The organism is Variovorax sp. Soil_C_33 (genome assembly GCF_057656935.1).
Genome location: NZ_JBDGJK010000014.1, coordinates 48,800 through 75,367, shown reverse-complemented (window position 1 = coordinate 75,367; position 26,568 = coordinate 48,800). Strand labels below are relative to the sequence as shown.

The window sequence follows — 26,568 nt, the reverse complement described above, 5'->3', positions numbered from 1 at the left end:
CTCAACGCCAGTCCTGCATCGCGAGCGCCATTGCGAAGACGATGGTCTGCGCGATGACCGCGATGCCGTGGCGCTGCATCAGTTGGCGAGTGCCGAGCACCCGGTCGGCCAGCGGGCGCGAGACGTCGGCATCGCGCCGCAGGCCGAGCTGCCCGAGCGCGCGGTCCATCGAGGGCAGCGATGTGATCGTCGTCTTGGCGAGGCCGTCGAACAGGGTGGCGTCCAGCCGCAGCCGCAGCGCGAGATAGCGTTCCGGCAACCCGATGAGCGCGACGGCTGCGTAGGCGATCCAGGCGGCCGAGCCGAGCGAGCGCCCCGTCAGGGCGAGCACCAGGGCCGAGATGAAGGAAAGGGCAAGGCCCCAAAAGGCGAGCGCCTCGCTGGCACGCAGCAATCCGGCCGTGGCCGTGCACAGTGCGCGGTCGTTGTCTTCATTCATGGCGCGTCTTTCCCGAGGTGGCCAATTGATCGAGCGCGGCGAGCCAGGCTGGGCGCAACACGATCTGCGGGCGCGCTCGGCGCACCGCCTCGTGCGCACCGGCCATCGTGCCGGCGGCGCCGTGAACCCCGAGCCAGCCGACCACCGACGCCGCGCTGCGCGAGAAGCCGAGCGCGCAGCAGACCCACACCGCCTGGCGGCTGCGGCGCTGGCCCTCGATCACGGCGACGGCGCGCTTGAGCCGCAGTGCCGTCGGCACCGTGAGGTCGAGCATCGGCACGCAGCGCGCGCCGGGCGCCGGCAGCGTCTGCAGCTCGGCGCATAGGCTCAGGAGCCGCGGCCGGCCCGCGGCCTCCCACTCGGCGCGCGTCGGCAGTCGGCCGAGGCGCAGGCCCGGCGCCACTTCGACCGAGGCGGGCAGCCGCCGTGTCCAGAGCCAGGCGTTGAGGGCAGCACCGAGGCGGTAGGGCGCGAACAGCCAGCGTGCGGCCCAGTGCATGCGGCCCTGGCGGTCCATCTGGAAGCCGCGTGCGTCCAGGCCCGCATAGTTCAGCGCCACCAGCGCGAGCGACAAGGCCGGCCACATCAGCCAGAGCGCGGCACCGCGCAGGCCGAGCGCCACGGCGAAGAAGAGTAGCGCGCCCGCGGCATAGAAGCCGGCCAGCTTCCAGCGCTGCGGATCGCGCGCGAGCCGCCAGGCGCGCGGCATCGCCAGCACGCGCTCGAGCGGCCAGAGCCAGACGCAGGCCAGGCCCAGCAGCGCGCCGGTAGGGATGTCGATGAAGTGGTGCTGCCAGGTGGTGAGCACCGAGGCGCAGATCGCGAAGGCCCAGACATGCAGCAGCGCGCGCGCCCAGCGCGCATGGACCAGGCGCCGGTACCAGTCCCACAGGATCACGGCCAGCGCGATGTGCAGCGACGGCGCCTGGTTGAAGGGCTGGTCGAAGCCGCGCAGTGCATCGAACAGGAAAGCCGGCGCGCCCTCGACCGCCGGCTGGCCGAAGCTGAAGCGCAGCGGCCACAGGATGAAGCAGCTCACTGCGACGGCCTGCGCCGTCAGCAGCCGCGCCGCATGGCGGTCCAGCGTGTGGCGGTCGCGCGCGAGGAAGAGCGAGAGCACGTAGAAGGCGTTGATGGTCCAGTACGGAAAGATGGTCCAGGGCCAGAAGGGCAAGCCCCGCTCCCACTCGAACACCAGCACCGGCACGTGGGCGCGCGTCGCGGCCCACCAGTTGGCGAAGCCGTAGGTGGCATAGAACAGCGGACCGAGGAGCGCCAGCCAGGCGGCGGCGCGCTTCCAGGGCCGTGGTCCGCGCGAGGGTTTCATGGACCGGTGCGTACGGCCAGCGAGACCGTGAAGATGCCCCATTCGTCGATGCGCTGGTCGATCTTGCGAAAGCCCGCCGCCTCGACCAACTGGTCCATCTCGGCCTGCGTGCGCCGCCGCATCACCCAGGCTTCGCCCTGACGGTGACTGGTAAGGGCGCGCGCGATCATCTCCAGTTGCGGATGCCAGGGCTGGCCCGTGTAGACCAGGTAGCCGCCGTCTTCCACCGCATCGCCGACGCCGGCCAGCGAACGGCTCACCATCTCGTTGTCGGGGAAGAGTTCGTAGAGGCCCGACACCACCGCGAGCGTGGGCCGCGGCACCACGCTCGCGAGACTCAGGCGGTCGAAGGCATCGGCCTGCACGAACTGCGCGACGTCTTCCAGGCCCTTCTCGGCGATCAGCGCGCGCCCGTCGCGCACGTTGATGTCGCTGTAGTCGCGCAAGAGGATCGAGCTGGCCTTGACCGGGCTGGCCTGCACCGCGTCGAGCACATAGCGGCCGTGGCCGGCGGCGATGTCCATCAGGCGCACTTCACGGTGCTTCTCGGCCAGCCGTTCCATCGCTTCGCAGAGCAGCTCTTCGACGTGGATCTTGCGCTGCCGGATGCCGCGCCAGCCGATGGAATTCAAGTAGGTCCTGTCGATGGCGCGGCCGATCGGCCAGACGCCCCGGGGCTCGTTGCGGTAGACGTAGTCGAGCGTGCTGCCCGAATCGAAACCCGTCTCATGCCCCAGCTTCACGCCGCGCGACAGCAGGCGGCCGAAGCGCAGGCTGCCACGGGTGATCGCCCAATAGGCCCCGCGCGGAGACAGGGCGGGCAGCGGTTCGGCGAGTGCGCGCGATTCATCGGCGGTCTCGCCGCTCAGGTGTGCCGAACGCAGATCGACGGCTTGCGGCGCCTCGTCGAACAGGCGCAGGATGAATTCGCGGATCGCCTGCACCGCGCTCGCGCGGTCTTTCTCGCCCAGCGTGTCGTGGAAGAAGCCGGGCAGCTCCGTCTTCTTCTTGATCGCGCTGCCGAGCCGATCGAAAAAGGCGTGCTGCGGCTGATGGTGCACCACCCAGTCCGCGCCGGAGATCAGCAGATGCACCGGCAGCGTGATGGCGTTGGCGTCCGCCACCACGCGATCGGCCGCTTCGTAGAGGCCCAGCAGGATGTTGACCGCGATCGGCCGCGAGATCAGCGGATCGTTTTCGTAGCTCGCGATGCGTTCGGGGTCGTGCGTGAGAAACTTCGCCTTCACGTAGCTGTTGACGAAGAACAACCCGCGCAACTTGTGAATGAGGCCCAGCCCGGCACGCGCGAAGGGCACGTAGAGCTTGACCTTGAAGGCCGGCGAGGCGAGCGTCAGTCCGCGCACCCGGGGTGCGTAGTCGTGCGCCCAGGTCGCGACCAGCACCGCGCCCACGCTCTGCGCGATCACGTGGATGTCCTCGGGCGGCACGCCGTGCGCGCTGGCGATGTGCTGGACGAAGGTCTGCACGTCGCGCACCGAGGTCGCGAAGCTCGGGCTGTAGCCGCGCTGGCCGGGCGACTTGCCATGGCCGCGCGCATCCCAGGCGAAGAAATCGAAGTCCGGCAGATCGAGCTCGTCGACCAGGTGCGCCATGCGCGCTCCGTGCTCGTGGCCGCGGTGGAACAGCACGATGGCGCCGCGCCGCGCGCCGCCCGTCGCCGGCCAGTGCCGGTAGAACAGCGACACGTTGTCGTGAGTGCTGAAGTGGTGTTCGTGCGGCAGGCGGGTGTCGGTCATTCGGATTTCTCGTCTCAGGTGCGGGCTTCGGCCAGGGCACGGCGGATGCGGTTGACGATGGTCCAGGCGATCAGCGCCGCGACGATCGGCATGAGCCATGCGCTCCATGCCGGCAGCGGTCCGCCGAGCGCAATGTAGAGACCCAGCGCGCCGAACACGAAGGCCCGGTCGCTCTTGCCGAGCGGGCCGTCGTAGCGGCGCGAGGCGCCCACCGTCGGACCCAGCGCGCCGGTGAACTCGCTCAAGCCCGCCAGCACGATCACGACGCCGACCCAGAAGGGGCTGAAGGGCGCGACGAGCGCGAGGGGCAAGTAGAGCGCGGCGTCGGACAGCACGTCGGTCAGCTCGTTGAGAAAAGCGCCGAGCGCGCTCTGCTGGTTGTGCTCGCGCGCCAGCATGCCGTCGATCGCGTTGAAGGCCATGCGCAGGAACATCCAGAGGGGGATCAGCGCGAAGGCGGCCGGGGAGGGCGCGGCGAAGAAGAGCCACAGGCCGAGCGCGAGCGAGATCGCGCAGGCCGCTACCGTGACCTGGTTGGCCGTGACACCCATGGCATGCAGGCGCACGACCAGCGGCCGCAGCAGGGCCTGGAATCGCGGCTTCAGTTCGTAGATCGACACCCTTCTCGTACCCTCCTCGGTCGCGCATTCTGCACGAGGGGCCCGTGTCGGAGGACGGCAATCTGCCCTCGGATGGCCGTTCGGCCGACTAAACTGTCCCTTCAGCCTACCGCCCATGACCATCCAGACCGACGACTTCGCCCCGGCCCCGCAACGCGTGGTCTCCGCTGCGCCCGCCTCGCCCAACGAAGAGGCGATCGAGCGCGCCTTGCGGCCCAAGCTGCTCGACGAGTACGTCGGCCAGGCCAAGGTGCGCGAGCAGTTGGAGATCTTCATCGGCGCCGCCCGCCACCGCGCCGAGGCGCTGGACCACGTGCTGCTCTTCGGCCCGCCGGGCCTGGGCAAGACCACGCTGTCGCACATCATCGCGGCCGAGCTCGGCGTGAACCTGCGCCAGACCTCGGGGCCGGTGCTCGAGAAGCCCAAGGACCTGGCGGCGCTGCTCACCAACCTCGAGCGCAACGACGTGCTCTTCATCGACGAGATCCACCGCCTCTCGCCCGTGGTCGAGGAAATTCTCTATCCCGCGCTGGAGGACTACCAGATCGACATCATGATCGGCGAGGGGCCGGCCGCGCGCAGCATCAAGCTTGACCTGCAGCCCTTCACGCTGGTCGGCGCCACCACGCGGGCCGGCATGCTGACCAACCCGCTGCGCGACCGCTTCGGCATCGTCGCGCGGCTGGAGTTCTACACGGCCGAGGAGCTGGCGCGCATCGTGCGCCGCAGTGCCGGCTTGCTGGCCGTGCCGATGGACGAGGCCGGCGGCCTCGAGATCGCGCGCCGCTCGCGCGGCACGCCGCGCATCGCCAACCGCCTGCTGCGCCGCGTGCGCGACTACGCGCAGGTCAAGGGCGATGGCCGCATCACCGAAGACCTGGCCCACAAGGCGCTGGCCATGCTCGATGTCGACCCGCAGGGGTTCGACCTGATGGACCGGAAGCTCCTGGAAGCCGTCATCCACCGCTTCGACGGCGGCCCGGTCGGGCTGGACAACATCGCGGCCAGCATCGGCGAGGAGGCCGGCACCATCGAGGACGTGATCGAGCCCTACCTGATCCAGCAGGGCTACCTGCAGCGCACGCCGCGCGGGCGCATCGCCACGCTGGCGGCGTACCGGCACCTGGGCGTCGCGGTGCCGCAGCGCGACGGCGACATGTTCGGCAACTGAGGAGTCTTTTTTCATGCACACGCACGATCTCAGCGGGTGGCAGCACGAACACCGGTTCCAGGGCGACAACCATGCCGCCGAACGCAGCACGCGGCTCGTGATGTGGATCACGGCCGCCGCCATGCTGCTGGAAATCGGTGCCGGCTGGTGGTTCAACTCGATGGCGCTCCTGGCGGACGGCTGGCACATGAGTTCGCACGCCGTGGCCATCGGACTCAGCGCTTTCGCCTACGCGGCCGCGAGGCGCTATGCCGGCGACCGGCGCTTCGCCTTCGGGACCTGGAAGATCGAAGTGCTGGGCGGCTTTGCGAGCGCGCTGTTCCTGCTCGGCGTCGCGGCGCTGATGGTGGTGGGTTCGCTGGAACGGCTGTGGACGCCGACCGCGATCCACTACAAGGAAGCGATCGTCGTGGCCGCGCTCGGGCTGCTGGTCAATCTGCTGTGCGCACGGCTGCTCGGCGGGGCGCATCAGCACCACGGGCATGCCCATCACGACCACGCGCACGGCCATGACCACGACCAAGGCCACGACCTGAACCTGCGCTCCGCCTACCTGCACGTCGTGGCCGACGCCGCGACCTCGGTGCTGGCCATCGTCGCGCTCGCCGGCGGTTGGCTCTACGGCTGGGCCTGGCTCGATCCGCTGATGGGCATCGTCGGCGCCGTGCTGGTTGCGAGCTGGGCGCGCGGCCTGCTGATCGACACCGGCAAGGTGCTTCTCGACCGCGAGATGGACCATCCGGTCGTCGAAGAGATTCGCGAAGGCGTAGAGCAGGGGCTCGCGGATTCGGAAACGCGCGTGGCCGATCTGCATGTGTGGCGCGTCGGCCAGGGCGCTTACGCCTGCGCCCTCAGCGTTGTCACGCATTCGTCAACGCTGACCCCCGATGACGTGCGTGCGACCTTCTCCATGCACGAAGAGATCCGGCACTCGACCATCGAGATCCATCGCTGCCAGGCCGGATGACAGCGCCGCCACGGCTTTTTTCGCTGTCATTGAAGCTTCACCGCGCCGCCACGGCGCCGTCATCCGCCTTGGCGACGATGACGACCCATGCAACGCGATGACGCTTTTCTTCGTGCATGGCGCAATACGGCCGACCTGTCCTCCCCCGCGGAAGACGAGGAAAGCTCGCGTCCTTCCCAGCGCTATCGCACCCTCTGGATCTCCGACTTGCACCTGGGCACGCCCGGCTGCCAGGCGAAGGCGCTGCTCGACTTCCTGAAGCACACCGAGTGCGAGACCCTGTTCCTGGTCGGCGACATCATCGACGGCTGGCAGCTGCGCCGTAACTGGTACTGGCCGCAGCCGCACAACGACGTGATCCAGAAGCTGCTGCGCAAGGCGCGCAAGGGCACGCGCGTGATCTTCATCCCCGGCAATCACGACGAGTTCGCGCGCAAGTACCTGCATCACAACTTCGGCGGCATCGATGTGGCCGACGAATGGATCCACGAGACCGCCGACGGCCGCAAGCTCTGGATCATGCACGGCGACCTGTTCGACGGCGTGATCCAGTGCGCGAAGTGGCTGGCCCACGTGGGCGACTCGCTCTACGAGTTCACGCTCAAGCTGAACCGGTACCTCAACTCGCTGCGCGCGCGCCTGGGGCTTCCCTACTGGTCGCTGTCCAAGTACCTGAAGCAGAAGGTCAAGCGTGCGGTCAGCTATGTCGGCGATTTCGAGAACGCGGTGGCGCGCGAGGCCCGCAAACGCGGCGTGCAGGGCGTGGTCTGCGGCCACATCCACCACGCCGAGCTGCGCGACATCGACGGCATCCTCTACGCCAACGACGGCGACTGGGTCGAGAGCCTCACGGCGCTGGCCGAGCATCCCGACGGCAGGCTCGAGATCCTGCACTGGACGGAGCACATGCCGGTCGCGACACGCGCCGGGCGGGCTGCCTCCCGGCGCGAGCCGGCGCACGCATGACGCGCGCGCCGTCGCCGTCCCCGCGCCTTCCGGCCCAGCGAACCGTCGATCTCGTCTACTTCGACGCCGGCGGCGGCCACCGTGCCTCCGCGCTGGCGCTCGAAGCGGCGATCCAGCGCGAGGGCTTGCCGTGGACCGTGCGGCTGGTCAATCTGCGCGCAGTGCTCGATCCGAAGGACAGCTTCCGCAAGCTGACCGGCATGGATCCCGAGGACGTCTACAACAGGCGGCTGGCCCGCGGCTGGACCCTGGGGCTCACGCACGAGCTCAAGGTGCTGCAGGCCGTGATCCGCTGGGCCAAGCCGAAGCTTTTGCGGCCGCTGCAGCAGCACTGGCTGGCGACCGAGCCCGACATGGTGGTGTCACTGATTCCGAACTTCAACCGAGCGCTCTACGAGTCGGTCGCCTCGGCACTGCCAGGCGTGCCCTACGTGACGGTGCTGACCGACCTGGCCGATCACCCGCCGCACTTCTGGATCGAGAAGGGGCAGGACCAGCATTTCGTCTGCGGTTCGGAACGCGCCGTGCAGCAGGCGCGCCAAGCAGGCTATGCGGACGATCGTATCCATGCGACCTCTGGAATGATGATCCGCTCGGCCTTCTACGAGACGCAGTCCATCGATCAGGCGGCTGAACGGGACCGCCTGGGACTCGATCCGAAACGGCCGACCGGCCTGGTGCTGTTCGGCGGGCAAGGCTCCAAGGCCATGCTCGGCATCGCGAAGCGGCTGCCCGACACCCAGCTCATCCTGGCCTGCGGCCACAACGAGGCGCTCGCCAAGGCCTTGCGCGCGCAACCGGCGCGGGCGCCGCGGCTGGTGCTGGGCTTCACGCCCGACGTCGCCCGCTACATGCAGCTGGCCGATTTCTTCATCGGCAAGCCCGGCCCGGGCAGTGTCAGCGAGGCGGTGCACCTGCACCTGCCGGTGATCGTCGTGTGCAACAGCTGGACGCTTCCGCAGGAGCGCTACAACGCCGAATGGGTGCGCGAGCAGGGCGTCGGCCTGGTGTGCGCGAGCTATGCCAAGGTGCCCGGCGCGGTGGATGAACTGGTCCGCGACCTGGAACGCTACCGCGCCGCGACCTGCAAGGTACGGAACCGGGCGGTGTTCGAGCTGCCGGGAATCTTGCAGGGCATCCTGGCACGTGCCGAAGCGCCTGCCGGCGGTGAAGAACCGATCCCGGGACTGGCGTTCGGCGCTCAGTGACCGATCAGGCGCCGACGCGCCTCGACCACCGCCGTGCCCAGTGCGACAGCGGCTGCGAAGCGCGACGCACAGTGAAAAAAGTAGTACTCGGTGCTGACTTTTCAGATGGAAACTAAAGCTTTGGTTTTCAAAAACAGATAGGATCACGGTCGTCGAAACCAGCCATCAGGCGGGTCGGCGAACCGGGGGAATCGACTGTGAAGACATCGCGGGTTGCGCTCGCCGGCCTGGCGACGCTGGTGCTGTGCATGGCGGGCTGCAAGGGCAGCGGGGCGCCCGCTGCGCAGCCTCAGGGCAGCAATGCTTCGGCTTCGCCGTCTTCGTCCGCTCCGGCCGCTGCCGCGCGGCAGCACAACGACAAGACGACTGAATTCCTCAGCGCCTGGCGCCCGAAGAACTAGGGGCGCTCACTCGCGCGACGCCAGCCGATCGCGCACTGCGGTCACGTGGTCGCCGACCTTGGAGAGCGCATCCTGCAGTTCGGCCTCGCTGCAGCGTAGCTGCTGGCACCAGTACTGCAGCTCGACGGGGTCGAGGGCATTGACCCGGCCGGGGTCCAACGGCTTGAAATGGCTCAGATCTTCGGGCATTGCGACTCCTCGGTAGGCAGTGTGCGGGCCTGACTTTTTAGGCTCGCGCGCGGCACTTGGCAAGGCAACGAAAAAAGCCCGCTATCGTTTTGATAGCGGGCTTTCCTTGCTGTACTTGGTGGCTCTTCACGGACTCGAACCGCGGACCTGTGGATTATGATTCCATCGCTCTAACCGACTGAGCTAAAGAGCCGAGCCCGAGATTATAGCCGGCTCCGCGGCGTTCAGCCGGCCTTCGGGAGTTTGGCCAGCTCCTCCGTCACGAGCCGCACGATCAGCCGGTCCAGCGTCTGCACCGAATAGTTGTTCACGTCGTGCACCGTCTCGCGGCCGGGTCCGCTGGCGGGGTTGCTTGCCTCCCTGTAGGTCAGGAACACGAAGCGCCCGCCGGTGTACTGCGCGATCTGGCGCTGCACGTATTCCCCCTGCTTGTCGAGCCCGCTCGCGCCCACGCTGAACACCTTGATGCCCTTGCCGAGCGCGGCCATCATGTCGTCGTCGTATTGCGGACCGCCGTAGTCCAGGTGCGGCGGCGCGTCGGCCAGGAGCACCACCAGGCGGGTCGCGTCGGTGCCGCGCCAACTCAGCCGGTGCACGGTCTCGTGCAGCGCCTCGTTCATCGCCTCGGGGTAGTCGCCGCCGGCGGCGGCCTGCAGCGCATCGAGCACCGCTTGGAAACTGCCGAGGTCGTTGGTGAAGTCGTGCCGGCGCACGAGGAAGGCGTCGCCGCGGTCGCGGTAGGCCACCAGCCCGAAACAGGTGTCGGGCCGGCTCGGCAGTTGCGCCACCTCGTTGGCGATGGTGCGCAGCGTGCTCTTGAGCTTGCCGATCTCGTCGCCCATCGAACCCGTGGCATCGATCAGGAAGACCAGGTCCAGGCGCGCGCGCGGCGGGACTGCGGCCGTGTTCAGCACCAGCTCGACCGCGCTTTTCTGCCCGCGGCGCAGGAAGGTCGTGCCCTGCTGGCCGTACTTGCGCACCGCCACTTCGTACACCTGGCTGCCCGAGGGATCGAAGGCGTTGGGATGCAGCCAGGCGCGGCCTGCCGCGTCGGTGCGGGCCCACATGGCAGCGCCGTTCGCGGCCTGCACCGCGACCTCGGCATCGGGCACGGCCATGCCGCGCGCGTTGCGCACCTGCAGCAGGTAGCGCTCGCTCACGTCGCGTGCGCGGTGCGTCACCTGCGTGCGCTGGCGGAATTGAAGGTAGGCCGAGAAGTCGGCGTTGTCGTCGACCATGCCGGCGGTGACCACCTGCTGCTGCGGCCGGGGACGCTGAATGGGTGGCATGCCGGGCGCCGGCGGCGCGAAGCGCGGGGCCTCGGCTTCGGCGACCAGTGCTTCCCTGGCAGCGCCCGCAGCGGGGGCCGCAGGCGCCGGCATGGCGACGGCGGCATCGGATAAGGCCTCAGCCGGAGCTGCGCGCCGCGACTTGGCTTCGCGGCCGAGGGGCGCGTGACCCTCCCCGTGCCCTGTGTATGCTTCATCGCGCTGGGCGATGCGGCCCGGCGTTTCGTAGCTTTGCACCGGCCGCGCGCAATGGGTGGCCGAGGGCGCCTCGAAATTCGGGACGGTGCGCGCGACCACGTGCGCCGGCCGTTGCGGCGAAGGGAAGTTTGCGGGTTCGGGCTGCGGCGCCGGGGCCGGCCAGCGCGCGGCGCCGGGTGCGATCTCGGTGGCGCTGCAGGCGCTCAGCAGAAGCTGCGCGCACAGCAGTGCGACGAGCGGGCGTTGAAAGAGGGAAGGGCGGATGGTCATCTCAGCAGCTCCGGGTTGTGGATGCAGGCTGATACGGCGGGCCGGCCCCGGCCGGGTTAAGTTCCGACGATATTTTTTGAGGGGGTGCTAACCCCGAACGGCGGCGCAGTCCGTAGAACGTGAGGTGAAAATCTGCCGATGCTTGCGCCCGCTGCTGCGAACCCCGCCCTTCACGACACCATGCCGGACGACCAGCTGATGCTCGCCTATGCCGGCGGCGACGCGGCCGCCTTCGACACGCTCTACACCCGCCACGAGAGCGCGCTGTTCCGCTTCGTCCGGCGCCTGCTCGGCCTGCGCCTCGCGGCCGAGGTCGACGAGGTGTTCCAGGACACCTGGGTGCGCATCATCGCGGCGCGCGAGAGCTTCTCGCCGCAGGGCGCGAGCTGGCGCACCTGGGCCTTCACGATCGCGCACAACCTGGCGATGGACCGGCTGCGCCTGAGCGGCCGCGAGGTGGCCTTCTATGCGCACGACGAAGACGGCGACGGGCTGGAGGCCGCGCAACTGTTCAGCCGCGGCCTGCTGAGCGACGGCGGCACGGCATCCGATGCCGCGCATCCTTCGGCCGAAGAGCTCGCGTTCTGGCGCGCGGCCGGCCGCCGCCTGCTGGCCTGCCTCGACGAGTTGCCGGACGAACAGCGCGCCGCCTTCCTGCTGCACCACGAAGACGGCTTCACCGTGGAAGCGCTGGCCGACACGCTCGGCGTCGGCTTCGAGACCGTTCGCAGCCGCCTGCGCTACGGCTTGAAGAAGCTGCGCGGCTGCATGGAGCGTTATCTTTCCGTGCTGGAGCTTCGTTCATGAGCCGCCGGGCCGCTCCCAAGGCGAGTACCGGAGCGCGCAGCGCGGAGGTTGCTCGATGAGCATGGAAGACGATCTTCAGGACGACGCCCTGCGGCGTGCGCTGGCGCATGCGCCGGACCACACGGCGACGCCTCACTGGCGCCTGCGCAAGGCGATCCTGGAACGTGCGCACGACGCGGTGGCGCCGTTTCCCGCCGCGCGCATGCAGGAGCCGGAGACGCGGCCGTGGTGGCAACGCCTCGTCGGCCTGGGCGGCGGCTCGCGCATGCCGTGGAACGCGGCCTTCGCCACCGTGCTGGTTGCGACGCTGGTGACGGTGCTCTGGCAGCGAGAGCCGGTGCCCGGCGCGCGGCCCGACGGCGAGGCCAGGGTCGCCGCGCCGGCGCCTGCCGTGTCCGCTCCGCAGGCGCCGACCGAACCTGCGCCGTCGCCCGAATCGGCGCCCGTTCCGTCATCGGCGCCGCCTGTACCGATGCTGGAGGCACCGGCAGCCGCGGCGGTGCCCCCGGCATTGGCACGCCCTCAGGCCGATGAAGCCGAATCCAGGAAGAAGGAAACACGCCAGGCGCCTGCTACGCAGTCCGCACCGCTTGTCCCGGCCGCGCCCGTCGTGCCGGCCGAACCTTCGGCCGACGCGGCGGCAGGTCCCGCGCCGCGGGATTCCCTCGCCGCCCGAGCCCGTCGCGAAGAAGAGGCCGCGGCCAAGCAAGGCTTTGCGCCTTCTGCGAGCCCGCCCGCCACGCCGGCCGCACCGGGCGATGCGGCGGGCGCCGCACGCGCGGCACGCCCTGCGTCTCCGAACGTGCGCACCGAGGCGACGGAGCCGCCCACTTTCGCGGCGCTTTCGCAATGGAATCGCATCACGATCGCACAGCGCGGCGGCGCAAGCCGCAGCCTGTCGCGCGCCGAAGCGCTCGATCTCAATGCGCTGCTGGGATCGGCCGCCATCACGGCGGTCGGCGGGCAGCCGTTGGCGTCCACGCCCGAATGGCGCATCTCGCTCGAACGCAACAACGAGGTGCTGGCGGTGTTCGAAGTCGCGCGCAGCCAGGTGCGCTGGCGCGAAGGCCGTGCGCCGCCGGCCACCGGCGCGCCGTCGGCGCCCGCGCTGGCCGCCTTGAACGAGGCGCTGCGCAATGCGGTGCAGGCGCCAGAGGCCGGGCCGCCGCCGGCCGCGCCGCGCTAAGGCCGCGTCACTGGTGCTTGAACGCGGCCTTGCGCTTGTTGACGAAGGCGTCCATGCCTTCCTTCTGGTCGGCGGTGGCGAAGAGCGCGTGGAACAGGCGGCGCTCGAACATCACGCCGTCCGCAAGCCCGCTCTCGAAGGCGCGATTGACCGATTCCTTGGCCGCCATCACCGCCACCTGCGAGAAGTCAGCGATCACCAGCGCGGCGCCCAGCGCCTCGTCCATGAGCTTGTCGAAGGGCACGACGCGGCTCACCAGCCCGGCGCGCTCGGCCTCGGTGGCGTCCATCATGCGGCCGGTCAGGGCCATGTCCATCGCCTTGGCCTTGCCCACGGCGCGCGGCAGGCGCTGCGTGCCGCCGGCGCCCGGGATCACGCCGAGCTTGATTTCGGGCTGGCCGAACTTCGCGTTGTCGGCCGCGATGATGAAGTCGCACATCATTGCGAGCTCGCAGCCGCCGCCGAGCGCGAAGCCGCTCACGGCCGCGATCACCGGCTTGCGCACGCTGCGGATGGTTTCCCAGTTGCGCGTGATGTAGTCGCCCTTGTAGACGTCGGTGAAGCTGTAAGTGGCCATGGCGCCGATGTCGGCGCCCGCGGCGAAGGCGCGCTCGCTGCCGGTGACGATGATGCAGCCGATCGCCTCGTCGGCGTCGAAGGCCTTGAGCGCATGGCCGAGCTCGGTCATCAGCGCATCGTTGAGCGCGTTCAGCGCCTTGGGCCGGTTCAGCGTCACGATGCCGATCTTGCCGGCTTCGGTGCGGACTTCGATGTTCTCGTAGCTCATGCGTGTCTCCTTGAAATGGGTTGGAACAGTACGCGGGCGGACGCCGCCGGGCCGCCCCAAGGCGGACGCGCCTCCCCCTCGGGGGGTGGCGAAGCACACGAAGTGGCAAGCCGGGGGATAGACATCATTGCGGATCGAGCCAGCGCGTCAATTTGGCCGGGTCCTGGGCGGCGAGGCGCCAGGTCGTCACGCCGCTGGGCAGCGTGAGCGGCAGGCGCAGCAGCCGGCGGTCGCGCGCGACGAGTGCCGTGATCTTCTTCAGCGGGCCGAGGTAGAGCGCCAGATCGTCGAGCTTGGCGAGCCGCCAGCCTTGCGCCTTGTGGCCCTTGGAAGCGCCGAGCTCGATGCCGATCCATTCGTCGTTGGCCGAAAAGCCGGCCTGCTCGGCCGCGCCGCCTCGCAGCACCATCTTGACCTGCACGCTGCCGCTCGCTTCCGCGACGCGCAGGCCGAGCTCCTGTGCGCGCTGCGCCGGATCATCGAGCGCGGCGACGCCGTGGCTGCGCAGCAGATCGGCCAAGGGCAGTTCGTCGGTCGAGTGGACCCAGCTCGCGATCTCCCCGGCAAAGGACCGCCCGCCAATGGCTTCGAGCGCGGCCGCGAAGGCAGCTTCGTCGATCGGGCCGCCGCCGCTCTTCTTCCACAAGAGCCGCATCACCTCGTCGAGCGAGCCCTTGCCTTCGGCGCGCAGCGTGAGGTCGAAGCACAGTGCGACCAGCGCGCCCTTGGTGTAGTAGCTGATCGTGGTGTTGGGCGTCTGCTCGTCCTGCCGGTAGTACTTGACCCAGGCATCGAAGCTCGCGTCGGCCACCGACTGCACCAGCCGGCCCGGCGCCTGCAGCACCTGGTTGATGGTCTTGTTGACGAGGCGCAGGTAGCCGGTGTCGTCGATGCGGCCGGCGCGGCGCAGCAGCAGGTCGTCGTAGTAGCTGGTGAAGCCTTCGAACAGCCACAACAGGCGGGTGTAGTTCTCCTGCCCGTAGTCGTAGCGCGCGAACTCGGCGGGCCGCAGGCGCTTCACGTTCCAGGTGTGGAAGTACTCGTGGCTGATCAGGCCGAGCAGCGTGGTGTAGCCCTCGGGCTGCTTCTTCGCGGCGAGCTGGGGCAGGTCGCGGCGGGTACAGATCAGCGCGGTCGAGTGCTGGTGCTCGAGCCCGCCGTAGCCGTCGTCCACCGCGTTGAGCATGAAGACGTAGCGGTCGTGCGGCGGCTTGGGCCCGCCGCGCTTGCCGACCTTGTCGCCGTGCCAGAAGCGCATCTGCGCCTCGCAGATGGCGCGCGTGTCGGCGATCAGCCGCTCGCCGTCGAAGGAGGCGGGGGCGCCCGCGACCACGAAGCGATGCGGCACGCCGCAGGCCTCGAACTCGGCGCTCCAGAACATGCCCATCTCGACCGGGCTGTCGGCCAGTTCGTCATAGTCGGCCGCGAGGTAGCTGCCGAATCCCTGGCGGTCGACCTTGGCGGGTTTCAGTGCCGTCGCGCACGACCAGCGTTCGCCGGGCGCCAGGAGCGGCGGCGCCACCACCTCGAGTGTGTGCGGCCCGTCGGTCTGCCCCTCGACACGAAGGCACAGGCTGGTGCCGTTGAAGAAGCCGCGGTCGCGATCGAGCCAGGCGGTGCGCACCGAGTTGTCGTAGGCGCAGACCTGGTAGCGCAGCACCAGGGGCTTGCCCGGCGCGCAGTCGATCTGCCAGCTGTGCTTGTCGAGCTGCTGCGCGGCCAGCTTGCGCCGGCCCTGCACGGCCTGCAGCTTCTGCAGGTTCTTCGCGAACTCGCGCACCAGGTAGCTGCCCGGAATCCACACCGGCAAGGCCACGCGCTGCTGCGCGGCGGGCCGCTCGATGGTCAGCGTGACGGCGAACAGGTGTGCGTTGCGGTCCGCGCATTCGACGCGGTAGTGGATGGCCGGCGAGGCCATCAGTTGGCAGCGGCGAGTTGTTTTTCGACCTGCTCGGCCGGGATCGCGCCCGGCGTGCGCGTGCCGTTGCCGAAGATCAGCGTCGGCGTGCCGGTGATGTTGTACTTCTGGCCGAACTCGCGATTGCGGGTGAGTGCGCTGGTGTCGCACTCGGCGGCCTCGGGCGCGACGCCGCGCACCATCCAGTCGGTCCAGGCCTTGGCCTTGTCCTTGGCGCACCAGATGTTGCGCGACTTCACGACCGAGTCCGGCCCCAGCACCGGATAGAGAAAGAGATGGATGGTCACGTTGTCGACCTTGGTCAGGTCGCGCTCGAACTGCTTGCAGTAGCCGCAGTTCGGATCTTCGAACACCGCCAGCTTGCGCTTGCCGTTGCCGCGCACGATCTTGAAGGCATCTTTCACGGGCAATTTGTCGAAGGCGACCTCGCTCAGTTTCTCGACCCGTTCTTCGGTGAGGTTGCGGCGCGCCTTGACGTCGATCAGGTTGCCCTGCAGGAGGTAGTTGCCCTGCTCGTCGGTGTAGTAGATCTCGAAGCCGTTGATGCGTACTTCGTAGAGGCCGGGCATTGGCGACTTGGTGATCTCGTCGATCTTTGCGAACTGCGGAATGCGCGCGGCCAGGTTCTGGCGGATCTCGGCCTCGCCGGCCGCGGCGCTCAAGGTGGAGCCGAGGGTCAACGCGGCAAGAAGGGCAGGGGCGAATTTCATGATGTTGTTGCTTCCGGCGGAATTCACTGCAGGCCCATGGCCTGCTTCGCGATCCAGTTCTTGACGAGCCGCGTGCGGTCGAAGCCGCGCATGCCCCAGTTGCGAAGCGCCGGCAGCGGATCGGCGCTGTGCGCAAAGAGTTGCTGCAGGCCGTCGGTGGCCAGGCTCATGGAGAGCACGTCGGTGCGGCGGGCCCGCTCGTAGCGGCGCAGCAGCCGGGCGTCGCCCACGCTGCGCCAGTAGTCGCGATCCTTGATCACGTTGGCCAGCGCTGCGGCATCGCCCAGGCCCAGGTTCAAGCCCTGGCCTGCGAGCGGATGCACCGTGTGCGCCGCGTCGCCGGCGAGCGCCCAGGAGCCCCCGTCGGCGAACTGGCCAGTCCAGCGGTCGGCGATCGCGCGCTGCAACGGCCAGGCCGCGCGCTCGCTGATGAGCCGGAGGGCACCGAGCGCGCCATGGCTGGCATCGTGCAGCGCGGTGTTGAATTCGTCCGCCGTCTGCGCGAGCAGGGCCGGTGCGCGCAACTGGTCGACCGACCACACGAGCGCGAGCTGCCTGTCGCCGAGCGGCAGCAGCGCGAACACTTCGCCCTTGTCGTTGAACCATTGCCGCGCCACGCAGTCATGCGGCTCCTCGGCCTGCAGCCGCGCCGCAATGGCGTGCTGCGGATAGCGCGTGACCTCGTAGCGCACGCCCAATGTCTCGCGCGTGGCGCTGATGCGGCCTTCGCAGACCACCGTCAGCGGCGCCGGAACGGGCTCGGCGACGATCTCGATGCGCGGCTGGAAGCGCACCGCATCGCTCAGCTGCTGCTCGAGCGCGGGCACGTCGACGATCCAGGCCAGCGCCTCGACCTTCTGCCGCGCGGCATGGAACTGCACGCGGGCGCCTTCGTCGCCGTAGACCAGCATCTCGCGCACCGGCGTGGCATGGGCCGCATCGGGCCAGCCGCGCAGCGATTCGAGCAGCGCCTTCGATGCCGCATTGAGCGCATAGGCGCGCACGTCCTGCCCCGTGGGGGCCGCGGCGGCCGGCGCCACCAGCGCCACGCGCACGCGTTCGCGCGCCAAAAGCAGCGCGAGCGTGCGGCCGACGATGCCGGCGCCGCGAATGCAAACCTCGGGTGGAAGAGCCATCGGGGCATTGTAGGAGCCTGCCTTTGCCGACGGCGCCGTGCGGGACAATCACCGCCTTCAGCCCAAGGACCTTCCACGTGACTGCCTCCGACTTCGACCTCCATGCCACCATCGCCCGCCTGTTCGTCTACCCGATCAAGTCCTGCGCCGGCGTCGAACTGCCCGAGGCGCTGCTGACCGAAACCGGCCTGGAGTTCGACCGCGCCTGGATGGTGGTCGACGCGAAGGGCGAGTTCGTCACCCAGCGCCAGCTGCCGCGCATGGCGCTGATCCAGCCGCAGATGAAGCATTCCGAGATGGTGCTGCGCGCGCCCGGCATGCTGGCGCTGCACATCGCCTTCGATCGCGTCGAGCAGCCCGTGCGCGTGCGGGTGTGGAAGGACGAGGTGCCGGCCTACGACATGGGCGACATCGCGGCCCAGTGGTTCAGCGACTTCCTCTCGCAGCCGGGCCAGCCGCAGAAGCTGCGCCTGGTGCGCTTCGATCCCGAGCACCAGCGGCTGTCGAACCTCCAATGGACCGGCGGCGTCGAGGCCTCCAACCAGTTTGCCGACGGCTATCCGCTGCTGGTGGCCAGCGAGGGCTCGCTGGCCGAACTCAACGCCAGGCTGGCTGCGGCCGGCCACGGGGCCGTCGGGATCGAGCGCTTCCGCCCCAACATCGTGCTCGCGGGCATCGAGGCGCACGACGAAGACCGCGTCGATACGCTGCACATCACGACCGGCGAAGGCGAAGCGCAACTGCGGCCGGTCAAGCCCTGCTCGCGCTGCCCGATCCCCGACATCGACCCGGCCACGGCCGAGAGCAGCCCCGAAGTGGGCGACATGCTGCGGACCTACCGCGCCGATGCGCGGGTCGACGGCGCCATCACCTTCGGCATGAATGCGATCGTGCTGCAGGGCGTGGAGCACATGCTCAAATGCGGGCAACCGGTCGGTGCAAACCTGCGCTTCGAGTAGCCGCAAATAGCCCCCACGCCCATCACTTCGTGTATCGCTGCCCCCCGAGGGGGCGTCCAGTGACCTTCGGGCGGCCGGGCGGGCACTGGCCCGGGGCCCTAAAATCCCCGGTTCCCCAAAGCATTCTGAAAGCCCCGCCATGAGTCTCCAGTGCGGCATCGTCGGCCTGCCCAACGTCGGCAAGTCCACCCTTTTCAACGCGCTGACCAAGGCAGGCATCGCGGCCGAGAACTATCCCTTCTGCACCATCGAGCCGAACGTCGGCGTGGTCGAGGTGCCCGATCCGCGGCTGGCCCAGCTGAGCGAGATCGTGAAGCCCGAGCGCGTGGTGCCGGCGATCGTCGAGTTCGTCGACATTGCGGGCCTGGTGGCAGGCGCCAGCAAGGGCGAGGGCCTGGGCAACCAGTTCCTCGCGCACATCCGCGAAACCGACGCCATCGTCAACGTGGTGCGCTGCTTCGAGGACGACAACGTGATCCACGTGGCAGGCAAGGTCGATCCCATCTCCGACATCGAGGTGATCCAGACCGAGCTGTGCCTGGCCGACCTGGCCACGGTCGAGAAGGCGCTGCATCGCCACACCAAGACCGCGCGCTCTGGCGACAAGGAAGCGATCAAGCTGGTGGCGCTGCTGGAGAAATGCCAGGCTGCGCTGAACGAGAACAAGCCCGTGCGCGCGCTCGAGTTCAGCAAGGAAGACAGGCCCTTGATCAAACAGTTCTCGCTGATCACTGCCAAGCCCGCGATGTTCGTCGGCAACGTGGCCGAGGACGGCTTCGAGAACAACCCCTTCCTCGACCGGCTGCGCGAGTACGCCGCCGCGCAGAACGCGCCCGTGGTCGCCATCTGCGCCAAGATCGAAGCCGAGCTGGCCGACATGGACGAGGAAGACAAGAAGATGTTCCTGGCCGAGATCGGACAGGAAGAGCCGGGCCTCAACCGCCTGATCCGCGCGGCGTACACGCTGCTGGGCCTGCAGACCTATTTCACCGCCGGCGTGAAGGAAGTGCGCGCCTGGACCATCCACGTCGGCGACACCGGCCCGCAGGCGGCCGGCGTGATCCACACCGATTTCGAGAAGGGCTACATCCGCGCCCAGACCATCGCCTTCAACGACTTCATCGCCTTCAAGGGCGAGCAGGGCGCGAAGGATGCCGGGAAGATGCGCGCGGAAGGCAAGGAGTACGTGGTCAAGGACGGGGATGTGATGAACTTCCTGTTCAGCTCCTGAGCCCTTCGCATTGCAGCCGTCCATGATCACCGTCCACCACCTCAACAACTCCCGCTCGCAACGTGTACTCTGGCTGCTCGAAGAACTCGAGCTGCCTTACGAGATCGTTCACTACCAGCGCGATCCCAAGACCATGCTCGCGCCGCCCACCTTGCGCGCGGTGCATCCGCTGGGCAAATCGCCGGTGGTGACGACCGACGAAGGCCTCGCACTCGCGGAGTCGGGCGCGGTCGTCGAGACGCTGATCGAGCGCTACGGCAACGGCCGCCTTGCGCCGGCGGCGGGCACGCCCGAGGCGCTGCGCTACCGCTACTGGCTGCACTACGCCGAAGGCTCGGCGATGCCGCCTCTGCTGCTCAAGCTGATGTTCGACCAGATCGAGAAGGCGAAGATGCCCTTCTTCGCCAAGCCGATCGCCAAGGCGATCGCGAGCAAGGCCAAGGCCGCCTTCATCATGCCGAACATCAAGAGCCATCTGGACTTCATGGAAGGCGAACTCGGCAAGAGCAAATGGTTTGCCGGCAATGCGTTTTCGGGTGCCGACATCCAGATGAGCTTTCCGGTGGAAGCCGCGGTGGCGCGCGGCGGGCTCGATGCGTCGCGGCCCAAGCTCATGGCGTATCTGGAGCGCATCCACGCACGGCCGGCGTACATGCGCGCGCTCGAGCGCGGCGGGCCTTACGGGCTCCTGAGCTGATGGCGCTGCTGGCTCAGTTCGGCCATATATAGAGAAGTGCGATCGTCATCGTGACATAGCGCGCGAACTTGCCGATCGCCATGTAGATCACGCAAGGCCAGAACGAGAGCCGCAGCCATCCCGCGACGGCGCAAAGCGGATCGCCGACGATCGGCAGCCAGGCCAGCAGGCAAGCCTTGGGGCCCAGGCGTTCCAGCCAGCCGAGCACGCGCAGGTGGTGCTTGGAGTGCGAATACTTGTCGGCCACCTTGTGTGCGCCGTAGCCGATCCACCAGTCCACGATGCCGCCCAAGGTGTTGCCGAGCGTTGCGACGCCGACTGCGGGCCAGAACATTTCGGGATTGAGCTTGAGCAGTCCGAACAGCACCGGCTCGGAGCCGACCGGCAGCAATGTCGCCGACACGAAGGCGGCAACGAAGAGGGTGCTGAGCCCGAATTGCGGCAGCGCAAGAAGCGCAAAGAGTGAGTCGAGCCAAGCTTGCATGTGCGCCGCAGTATAGAAAGACCCGGCCTTATGCAGCGTCGGCGTATACGCTGTGCGTGCGCGCGATGAAACTCTATGAAATCGCAAATGGTTTCAGCCGCTCTCGCTTCGCGCCGCTACAATCGTGCCTCATTTTTCAGCAGCCCGGCGCGCGCCAACTTCCCTCCATGACCCTGCAGATCGGCAACATCGCGCTGGAAAACCGGCTGTTCGTTGCGCCCATGGCGGGCGTCACCGACCGGCCCTTCCGCATGCTGTGCCGCGAGCTCGGTGCCGGTTACGCGGTGAGCGAGATGGTCACATCGCGCAAGGAGTTGTGGGGCTCGCTCAAGACGTCGCGCCGCGCCAACCACGACGGCGAGCCGGGCCCCATTGCGGTGCAGATCGCCGGCACCGATGCGGCGATGATGGCCGAGGCGGCGCAATACAACATCGAGCGCGGCGCGCAGATCATCGACATCAACATGGGTTGCCCGGCCAAGAAGGTGTGCAACAAGTGGGCCGGCTCGGCGCTGATGCGCGACGAGCCGCTGGCGCTCGAGATCGTCGAGGCGGTGGTTCGTGCTGCAGCGCCGCACAACGTTCCGGTCACGCTCAAGATGCGCACTGGCTGGAGCGAAGACCATCGCAACGCGGTGACGCTGGCGCGCCGCTTCGAAGCGGCCGGCGTGCAGATGCTCACGGTGCACGGCCGCACGCGCGAGCAGGGCTACAAGGGCCTGGCCGAGTACGACACCATTGCGGCCGTCAAGGCGGCCGTGCGGGTGCCGGTGGTTGCCAACGGCGATGTCGACTCGCCCGAGAAAGCGCGCGCAGTGTTCGCGCTCACTGGCGCCGACGCCGTGATGGTGGGCCGCGCCGCGCAGGGACGGCCGTGGATCTTTCGCGAGATCGCGCATTTCCTGGCGACCGGCATGCAGCTCGCGCCGCCGCTCGTGGCCGAGGTGCGCCGCCTCATGCTCGACCATCTGCAGGAGCATTACGCGCTCTATGGCGACTACAGCGGTGTCCGCACCGCGCGCAAACACATCGGCTGGTACGTCCGCACGCTGCCCGGCGGCGAGGAATTCAGAGGCCGGATGAACACCATCGAGGACTGCGACGCGCAACTCGCCGCAGTGGCCGATTTTTTCGACACGCTGGCCGCACGGATGGACCGCATTCCGGTCTCCGACGACGCGCAAGCGCAAAGGGATGAGCAGGCAGCCGAAGTGCCTGCATGAATTGAAGAACAGAAGAAGAGAAGAGGGCCATGAGCAAGAAACATATCGAAGACTGCGTGCGCAACAGTCTGGACAGTTATTTCCGTGACCTGCGCGGCACCGAACCCGACGGCATGTACGAAATGCTGGTGCGCGTGGTCGAGAAGCCCTTGCTCGACGTCGTGATGACGCGCGCCGAGGGCAACCAGTCCAAGGCCGCGCAATGGCTGGGCCTGAATCGCAACACGCTTCGAAAAAAGCTGGTCGAACACAAACTCCTGAAGTAGCCCTTGATGAACGCACTGATTTCCGTTTCCGACAAGACCGGCATCCTCGAATTCGCGCAAGCGCTCCATGCGCTGGACGTCCGCCTGTTCTCCACCGGCGGCACTGCCAAGCTGTTGGCCGATGCCGGCCTGCCGGTAACCGAAGTGGCCGAGCTCACCGGCTTTCCCGAGATGCTCGACGGCCGCGTGAAGACGCTGCATCCCAAGGTGCATGGCGGCCTGCTGGCGCGGCGCGATGTGCGGGCGCACATGGCGGCCTTGAAGGAGCACGGCATCGACACCATCGATCTGCTGGTGGTCAACCTCTATCCCTTCGAAGCCACTGTCGCCAAGCCCGGCTGCACGCTGGAAGACGCGATCGAGAACATCGACATCGGCGGCCCGGCTATGGTGCGCAGCGCGGCCAAGAATTGGAAGGACGTCGGCGTGCTGACCGACGCAGCGCAATACCCGCAAGCATTGGCCGAACTCAGGGCCGACGGCAAGCTCAGCGACAAGACCAAGTTCGCCTTCTCCGTCGCCGCCTTCAACCGAATCAGCCAGTACGACGGCGCGATCAGCGATTACCTGTCGCGCATCCAGGACGGCGGCACGCATGCGCTCTTCCCGGCGCAGAGCAACGGCCGCTTCATCAAGCTGCAGGACCTGCGCTACGGCGAGAACCCGCACCAGCAGGCCGCGTTCTATCGCGACCTGTACCCCGCGCCCGGCTCGTTGGTCACGGCGAAGCAGCTGCAGGGCAAGGAACTCAGCTACAACAACATCGCCGATGCCGATGCGGCCTGGGAGTGCGTGAAGAGCTTCGACACGCCCGCGTGCGTGATCGTCAAGCATGCCAACCCCTGCGGCGTCGCGGTCGGCAAGGATGCGCACGAGGCCTACGCCAAGGCTTTCAAGACCGATCCGACTTCGGCCTTCGGCGGCATCATCGCCTTCAACCGGACGGTGGACCGCGCCGCGGCCGAAGCCGTGGGCAAGCAGTTCGTCGAAGTCCTGATGGCGCCCGGCTATGCGCCGGAGGCGCTCGAAGTGTTCAAGAGCAAGGTCAATGTGCGCATCCTCGAGATCGCGCTGCCGCCGGGCGGCACCAGCGACTGGGACAACGGCCGCAATGCGGTGGACGTGAAGCGCATCGGTTCGGGCCTCCTGATGCAGACCGCCGACAACCGCGAGCTCTCGATCGACGAGCTCAAGGTGGTGAGCAAGAAACAACCGTCGCCGCAGCAGCTGCAGGATCTTCTGTTCGCATGGAAGGTCGCGAAGTTCGTCAAGAGCAACGCGATCGTGTTCTGCGCCGACGGCATGACGATGGGTGTGGGTGCCGGCCAGATGAGCCGGCTCGATTCGGCGCGCATCGCGAGCATCAAGGCGCAGCACGCGGGCCTGTCGCTGCAAGGCACGGCGGTCGCGAGCGACGCCTTCTTCCCGTTCCGCGACGGGCTCGACGTGGTGGTCGATGCCGGCGCGAGCTGCGTGATCCAGCCCGGCGGCTCGATGCGCGATCAGGAGGTGATCGATGCCGCGGACGAGCGCGGCGTGGTCATGGTGCTGTCAGGCGTGCGCCACTTCCGGCACTAGCCGCCGAAGCGGTACTTGAGCTGGAAACTCACCGCCCCGTAGAGGCGGTTCCTGATGTTGGGAACGATGGCGATGTTGAGCCCCCAGTTCTTGCCTTCGATGGCCGCGGTCGGGATCAGCGCCGGAAACCAGCCGCCGTTGTTGGATCGCGGATAGCCGTCGAAGGCGCCGACCACGGCGCCGAACTTCACGCCGTGGAATTCGAAGGGCATCACGTACAGGCCGACGTAGTGCGAGCGCTCGCGGTCGCTGTTGCGGAACAGGCCGGCGGTGAGCGAATAGGTTTCGTCGAGCGGCCATTCGATCCCGAGGCCGGGATTGCCGTCCACCAGCCCCTTGTCGCGGTCGAAGTGGTGGGAGTAGAAGCCGGCGTTGAACCAGGCCTTTCCGATATCGGCCTGCGCGAAGGCGAGGCCCGGCGCAAAGGCCAGCCAGGCCAGCCAGCTGCGCAGCTTCATGCGCGCAGCGTCTTGAAGATCTGGCGTGCCGCTTCGATCGTTGCGGCGATGTCTTCGTCGCTGTGGGCTGCGCTCACGAAGCCGGCCTCGTACAGCGCCGGCGCGATGTAGACGCCGCGCTCGAGCAGGCCGTGAAACAGGCCATTGAATCTGGTGTTGTCGGTGGTCATGACCGTGCTGTAGTTCTGCGGCAGCGCATCGAGCAGGAAGAAGCCGAACATGCCGCCTTCGCTGTCGGCGCTGAAGGCGATGCCTTCCGCTGCCGCGGCCGACTTCAGCCCGTCGACCAGCGTACGCGTCTTGTGTGACAGCCCGTCGAAGAAGCCGGGCTTGGCCACTTCCTTCAATGTCGCGAGGCCGCAGGCCGTGGCCACCGGGTTGCCCGAGAGCGTACCGGCCTGATACACCGGTCCGAGCGGCGCGAGCTGTTCCATGATCGCGCGCGGCCCGCCGAAGGCCGCGAGCGGCATGCCGCCGCCGATCACCTTGCCCAGCACCGTGAGGTCTGGCCGGATGCCCAGCACGCCCTGTGCGCCCTGCAGGCCGACGCGGAAGCCCGTCATGACCTCGTCGAACACCAGCAGCGCGCCGTGCTTCGTGCAGAGCTCGCGACACCGCTGCGCAAAGGCGGCGCTCGCGCGCACGAAGTTCATGTTGCCGGCGATGGCCTCGATCATCAGGCAGGCGATCTCGTGTCCATGCAGCGTGAAGGCTTCCTCGAGCTGCGCCAGGTTGTTGTATTCGAGGACCAGCGTGTGCTGCACCACCTCGGGCGGCACGCCGGCCGAGGTCGGATTGCCGAAGGTCGCGAGGCCCGAGCCAGCCTTGACCAGCAACGCATCGGCGTGACCGTGGTAGCAGCCTTCGAACTTGATGATGTACTTGCGCCCGGTCGCGCCGCGCGCCAGGCGCAGCGCGCTCATCGCGGCTTCGGTGCCGGAGCTCACGAGGCGCACCATCTCCATCGACGGCACGAGTGCCAGGATGGCTTCGGCGAGCTCGATCTCGCGCTCGGTCGGTGCGCCGAAGGAGAAGCCTTCCGTCACCGCACGCTGCACCGCATCAACCACGGCGGGATGGCCGTGGCCCAGGATCATCGGCCCCCAGGAGCCGATGTAGTCGATGTAGCGCTGGTCCGCGGCATCCCAGAAGTAGGCGCCCTGCGCGCGCCTGACGAAGCGCGGCGTGCCGCCGACGGCCCTGAAGGCGCGCACGGGCGAGTTGACCCCGCCGGGAATCACGGCGCGGGCGCGCTCGAAGAGGATGTCGTTCTTGTCGGTGGCGTGTGGCATCAATGTCGGGTGTCGTGGGGTGGCAGGGCAAAGTCGGAGGGAGAGGCGGGATCGTCGTCGTTGTCTTCGTCGTCCTCGGGCTGGGCCCAGAACAGGCGGTCGGGCAGCACGTGGCCCATGCCGGGGCGGAAACCGGCATCCAGACAGCGGTCCATGTAGCTCAGCGCTTCGGTGGTGGCCGCGACCAGGTCGGTGCCGCTGGCGAGCAGCGCAGCCAGCGCGGCCGAGAGCGTGTCGCCCGCGCCGGCGAACACGGCGTCGAGGCGCTCGTACTTCTCGCTCGCGAGCACCGACTGCGGCGACGCCAGCACGTTGTCGATGAACTGGTCGGGCAGCACCAGCCCGGTCACCAGCGTGTAGGGCACGCCGAACTCGCCGGCCGCCTTGGCGATGTCGCGCGCGGTGGGCGGACGCTCGCCGGCCCAGTCCGGCAGGAGCCATCGCCACAGCGTGCTGTGGTTGCCCACCAGCACGGTGGTCTGGGGCAGCACGAGCTCGCGAAACGCATCGAGATAGGCCTCGATCTGCGTGTCTTCCCACCACGACAGGTTGGGCATGTAGGCGACCACCGGCACTTCGGGATAGTCGGTCGCGGTCTCGGCCACGGTGCTGAGGTTTTCGGGCGAGCCGACGAAGCCCACCTTGATAAGCTGCACCTCCACGTCTTCGAGAATGGCGCGCGCCTGCTCGGCCACGGCCTCCTCGTCGAAAGTGAAGTGATCGAAAATTTCGGCGGTGTCGCGCGCGTAGGCACCGGTCACGACCGGCAGCATGTGGGCGCCGACCGAGGCCATGGCCAAGGCGTCGCTGCCCAGGCCTCCGGCTCCGCTCGGATCGCTCGCGTTGAAGACCAGCACGCACGGCGGATTCAACTCGCTCTCGGCGGTTTCATCGTTCTGGGGGTCGGTAAGATCGCTCACTTTGCGGTCGTGCTCTGGTGGTAGTAGGAAAGTTTTCATACGCCACAGGGCTCACCAGATGGTGGCATATCTGAGACGCTTGTCACGGGTTTTGTTGATACGTTTGGATACGAT

General features: G+C 68.1%; 27 protein-coding genes and 1 tRNA gene. 13 read left to right on the top strand and 15 right to left on the bottom strand.

Annotated features, from left to right (window positions below):
- Position 1: 1 nt before the first annotated feature.
- Genes AC3A6B_RS21055 through AC3A6B_RS21040 form a run of 4 tightly spaced genes read right to left on the bottom strand, consistent with a single transcriptional unit; the run spans position 2 to position 4,143 of the window.
- Positions 2-439 (bottom strand): hypothetical protein, encoded by a 438-nt coding sequence (locus AC3A6B_RS21055; RefSeq protein ID WP_487838598.1) that lies wholly within the window; start codon positions 437-439, stop codon positions 2-4.
- Positions 432-1,766 (bottom strand): phosphatase PAP2/dual specificity phosphatase family protein, encoded by a 1,335-nt coding sequence (locus AC3A6B_RS21050; RefSeq protein ID WP_487838597.1) that lies wholly within the window; start codon positions 1,764-1,766, stop codon positions 432-434. The genes AC3A6B_RS21055 and AC3A6B_RS21050 overlap by 8 nt, the downstream gene beginning before the upstream one ends.
- Positions 1,763-3,523, bottom strand: a complete 1,761-nt coding sequence (locus tag AC3A6B_RS21045; RefSeq protein ID WP_487838596.1) for a bifunctional alpha/beta hydrolase/class I SAM-dependent methyltransferase — start codon at positions 3,521-3,523, stop codon at positions 1,763-1,765. Before AC3A6B_RS21045 ends, AC3A6B_RS21050 begins: the two co-directional genes overlap by 4 nt.
- A 14-nt stretch (positions 3,524-3,537) precedes the next feature.
- A complete protein-coding gene (locus AC3A6B_RS21040) occupies positions 3,538-4,143 on the bottom strand; it encodes a CDP-alcohol phosphatidyltransferase family protein (RefSeq protein WP_487838595.1) in 606 nt (201 codons plus the stop codon).
- Between the two features lie 115 nt (positions 4,144-4,258).
- Between AC3A6B_RS21040 and ruvB the strand changes: the two genes are divergently transcribed.
- From ruvB to AC3A6B_RS21015, 5 genes are all read left to right on the top strand, one after another.
- The gene (gene ruvB, locus AC3A6B_RS21035; protein ID WP_214696171.1) at positions 4,259-5,314 is read left to right on the top strand and encodes a Holliday junction branch migration DNA helicase RuvB; all 1,056 of its coding nucleotides are present in this window, start codon (positions 4,259-4,261) and stop codon (positions 5,312-5,314) included.
- Between the two features lie 13 nt (positions 5,315-5,327).
- Positions 5,328-6,281, top strand: coding sequence for a CDF family Co(II)/Ni(II) efflux transporter DmeF (gene dmeF, locus AC3A6B_RS21030; protein WP_487838594.1), 954 nt, complete (start codon positions 5,328-5,330; stop codon positions 6,279-6,281).
- A gap of 87 nt (positions 6,282-6,368) precedes the next feature.
- Positions 6,369-7,247 (top strand): UDP-2,3-diacylglucosamine diphosphatase, encoded by an 879-nt coding sequence (locus AC3A6B_RS21025; RefSeq protein WP_487838593.1) that lies wholly within the window; start codon positions 6,369-6,371, stop codon positions 7,245-7,247.
- Complete coding sequence (locus tag AC3A6B_RS21020; RefSeq protein WP_487838592.1) at positions 7,244-8,455, top strand: glycosyltransferase; 1,212 nt, start codon at positions 7,244-7,246, stop codon at positions 8,453-8,455. The genes AC3A6B_RS21025 and AC3A6B_RS21020 overlap by 4 nt, the downstream gene beginning before the upstream one ends.
- 197 nt (positions 8,456-8,652) lie before the next feature.
- Positions 8,653-8,856 carry a hypothetical protein gene (locus AC3A6B_RS21015; RefSeq protein ID WP_487838591.1) on the top strand — a complete coding sequence of 68 codons (204 nt, stop codon included), beginning with the start codon at positions 8,653-8,655 and terminating at the stop codon, positions 8,854-8,856.
- 6 nt (positions 8,857-8,862) lie between these two features.
- Here the strand turns inward: AC3A6B_RS21015 and AC3A6B_RS21010 are convergent, their stop codons facing one another.
- The 3 genes from AC3A6B_RS21010 to AC3A6B_RS21000 all read right to left on the bottom strand — a co-directional run bounded on the left by AC3A6B_RS21010 (position 8,863) and on the right by AC3A6B_RS21000 (position 10,802).
- Entirely contained in the window at positions 8,863-9,045 is a 183-nt protein-coding gene (locus tag AC3A6B_RS21010) for a DUF3606 domain-containing protein (RefSeq protein ID WP_214696162.1), read from the bottom strand.
- A 116-nt stretch (positions 9,046-9,161) separates the two neighbouring features.
- Positions 9,162-9,238 (bottom strand) — tRNA-Met (locus AC3A6B_RS21005).
- 31 nt (positions 9,239-9,269) lie between these two features.
- Positions 9,270-10,802: a vWA domain-containing protein gene (locus AC3A6B_RS21000; RefSeq protein ID WP_487838590.1), complete on the bottom strand. Its 1,533-nt coding sequence runs from the start codon at positions 10,800-10,802 to the stop codon at positions 9,270-9,272.
- 180 nt (positions 10,803-10,982) lie between these two features.
- On the opposite strand from AC3A6B_RS21000, the gene AC3A6B_RS20995 reads away from it, so the two are divergent.
- Positions 10,983-11,609 (top strand): sigma-70 family RNA polymerase sigma factor, encoded by a 627-nt coding sequence (locus tag AC3A6B_RS20995; protein WP_487838589.1) that lies wholly within the window; start codon positions 10,983-10,985, stop codon positions 11,607-11,609.
- Positions 11,610-11,664: 55 nt separating this feature from the next.
- Complete coding sequence (locus AC3A6B_RS20990) at positions 11,665-12,795, top strand: hypothetical protein (RefSeq protein WP_487838588.1); 1,131 nt, start codon at positions 11,665-11,667, stop codon at positions 12,793-12,795.
- Positions 12,796-12,802: 7 nt separating this feature from the next.
- On the opposite strand, the gene AC3A6B_RS20985 is transcribed toward AC3A6B_RS20990, so the two are convergent.
- From AC3A6B_RS20985 to AC3A6B_RS20970, 4 genes are all read right to left on the bottom strand, one after another.
- Positions 12,803-13,582 (bottom strand): enoyl-CoA hydratase, encoded by a 780-nt coding sequence (locus AC3A6B_RS20985; RefSeq protein ID WP_487838587.1) that lies wholly within the window; start codon positions 13,580-13,582, stop codon positions 12,803-12,805.
- Positions 13,583-13,706: 124 nt separating this feature from the next.
- Positions 13,707-15,500: a M61 family metallopeptidase gene (locus AC3A6B_RS20980; RefSeq protein ID WP_487838586.1), complete on the bottom strand. Its 1,794-nt coding sequence runs from the start codon at positions 15,498-15,500 to the stop codon at positions 13,707-13,709.
- Entirely contained in the window at positions 15,500-16,210 is a 711-nt protein-coding gene (locus tag AC3A6B_RS20975) for a DsbC family protein (protein ID WP_487838585.1), read from the bottom strand. The genes AC3A6B_RS20980 and AC3A6B_RS20975 overlap by 1 nt, the downstream gene beginning before the upstream one ends.
- A gap of 23 nt (positions 16,211-16,233) precedes the next feature.
- Positions 16,234-17,346: an FAD-dependent monooxygenase gene (locus AC3A6B_RS20970; protein WP_487838584.1), complete on the bottom strand. Its 1,113-nt coding sequence runs from the start codon at positions 17,344-17,346 to the stop codon at positions 16,234-16,236.
- A 77-nt stretch (positions 17,347-17,423) separates the two neighbouring features.
- On the opposite strand from AC3A6B_RS20970, the gene AC3A6B_RS20965 reads away from it, so the two are divergent.
- From AC3A6B_RS20965 to AC3A6B_RS20955, 3 genes are all read left to right on the top strand, one after another.
- Positions 17,424-18,305: an MOSC domain-containing protein gene (locus AC3A6B_RS20965; RefSeq protein ID WP_487838583.1), complete on the top strand. Its 882-nt coding sequence runs from the start codon at positions 17,424-17,426 to the stop codon at positions 18,303-18,305.
- 139 nt (positions 18,306-18,444) lie between these two features.
- A complete protein-coding gene (gene ychF / locus AC3A6B_RS20960; protein ID WP_487838582.1) occupies positions 18,445-19,536 on the top strand; it encodes a redox-regulated ATPase YchF in 1,092 nt (363 codons plus the stop codon).
- A gap of 22 nt (positions 19,537-19,558) precedes the next feature.
- Positions 19,559-20,233, top strand: a complete 675-nt coding sequence (locus tag AC3A6B_RS20955; RefSeq protein ID WP_487838581.1) for a glutathione S-transferase — start codon at positions 19,559-19,561, stop codon at positions 20,231-20,233.
- Positions 20,234-20,246: 13 nt separating this feature from the next.
- Here the strand turns inward: AC3A6B_RS20955 and AC3A6B_RS20950 are convergent, their stop codons facing one another.
- On the bottom strand, positions 20,247-20,717 hold the full coding sequence (locus AC3A6B_RS20950) for a YqaA family protein (RefSeq protein ID WP_487838580.1): 471 nt from the start codon (positions 20,715-20,717) through the stop codon (positions 20,247-20,249).
- Positions 20,718-20,884: 167 nt separating this feature from the next.
- On the opposite strand from AC3A6B_RS20950, the gene dusB reads away from it, so the two are divergent.
- Genes dusB through purH form a run of 3 tightly spaced genes read left to right on the top strand, consistent with a single transcriptional unit; the run spans position 20,885 to position 23,784 of the window.
- Positions 20,885-21,940 carry a tRNA dihydrouridine synthase DusB gene (dusB, locus tag AC3A6B_RS20945; RefSeq protein WP_487838579.1) on the top strand — a complete coding sequence of 352 codons (1,056 nt, stop codon included), beginning with the start codon at positions 20,885-20,887 and terminating at the stop codon, positions 21,938-21,940.
- Positions 21,941-21,969: 29 nt separating this feature from the next.
- A complete protein-coding gene (locus tag AC3A6B_RS20940) occupies positions 21,970-22,206 on the top strand; it encodes a Fis family transcriptional regulator (protein WP_028259705.1) in 237 nt (78 codons plus the stop codon).
- 6 nt (positions 22,207-22,212) lie between these two features.
- On the top strand, positions 22,213-23,784 hold the full coding sequence (gene purH / locus AC3A6B_RS20935; protein WP_487838578.1) for a bifunctional phosphoribosylaminoimidazolecarboxamide formyltransferase/IMP cyclohydrolase: 1,572 nt from the start codon (positions 22,213-22,215) through the stop codon (positions 23,782-23,784).
- Here the strand turns inward: purH and AC3A6B_RS20930 are convergent.
- The 3 genes from AC3A6B_RS20930 to thiD are packed head-to-tail and all read right to left on the bottom strand — an operon-like array spanning position 23,781 to position 26,493.
- The gene (locus AC3A6B_RS20930; protein ID WP_487838577.1) at positions 23,781-24,242 is read right to left on the bottom strand and encodes a hypothetical protein; all 462 of its coding nucleotides are present in this window, start codon (positions 24,240-24,242) and stop codon (positions 23,781-23,783) included. The two genes, purH and AC3A6B_RS20930, sit on opposite strands and share 4 nt — an antisense overlap.
- Positions 24,239-25,534, bottom strand: a complete 1,296-nt coding sequence (gene hemL / locus AC3A6B_RS20925; RefSeq protein ID WP_487838576.1) for a glutamate-1-semialdehyde 2,1-aminomutase — start codon at positions 25,532-25,534, stop codon at positions 24,239-24,241. The genes AC3A6B_RS20930 and hemL overlap by 4 nt, the downstream gene beginning before the upstream one ends.
- Positions 25,534-26,493 carry a bifunctional hydroxymethylpyrimidine kinase/phosphomethylpyrimidine kinase gene (gene thiD, locus AC3A6B_RS20920; protein WP_487838575.1) on the bottom strand — a complete coding sequence of 320 codons (960 nt, stop codon included), beginning with the start codon at positions 26,491-26,493 and terminating at the stop codon, positions 25,534-25,536. The genes hemL and thiD overlap by 1 nt, the downstream gene beginning before the upstream one ends.
- Between the last annotated feature and the right edge of the window lie 75 nt (positions 26,494-26,568).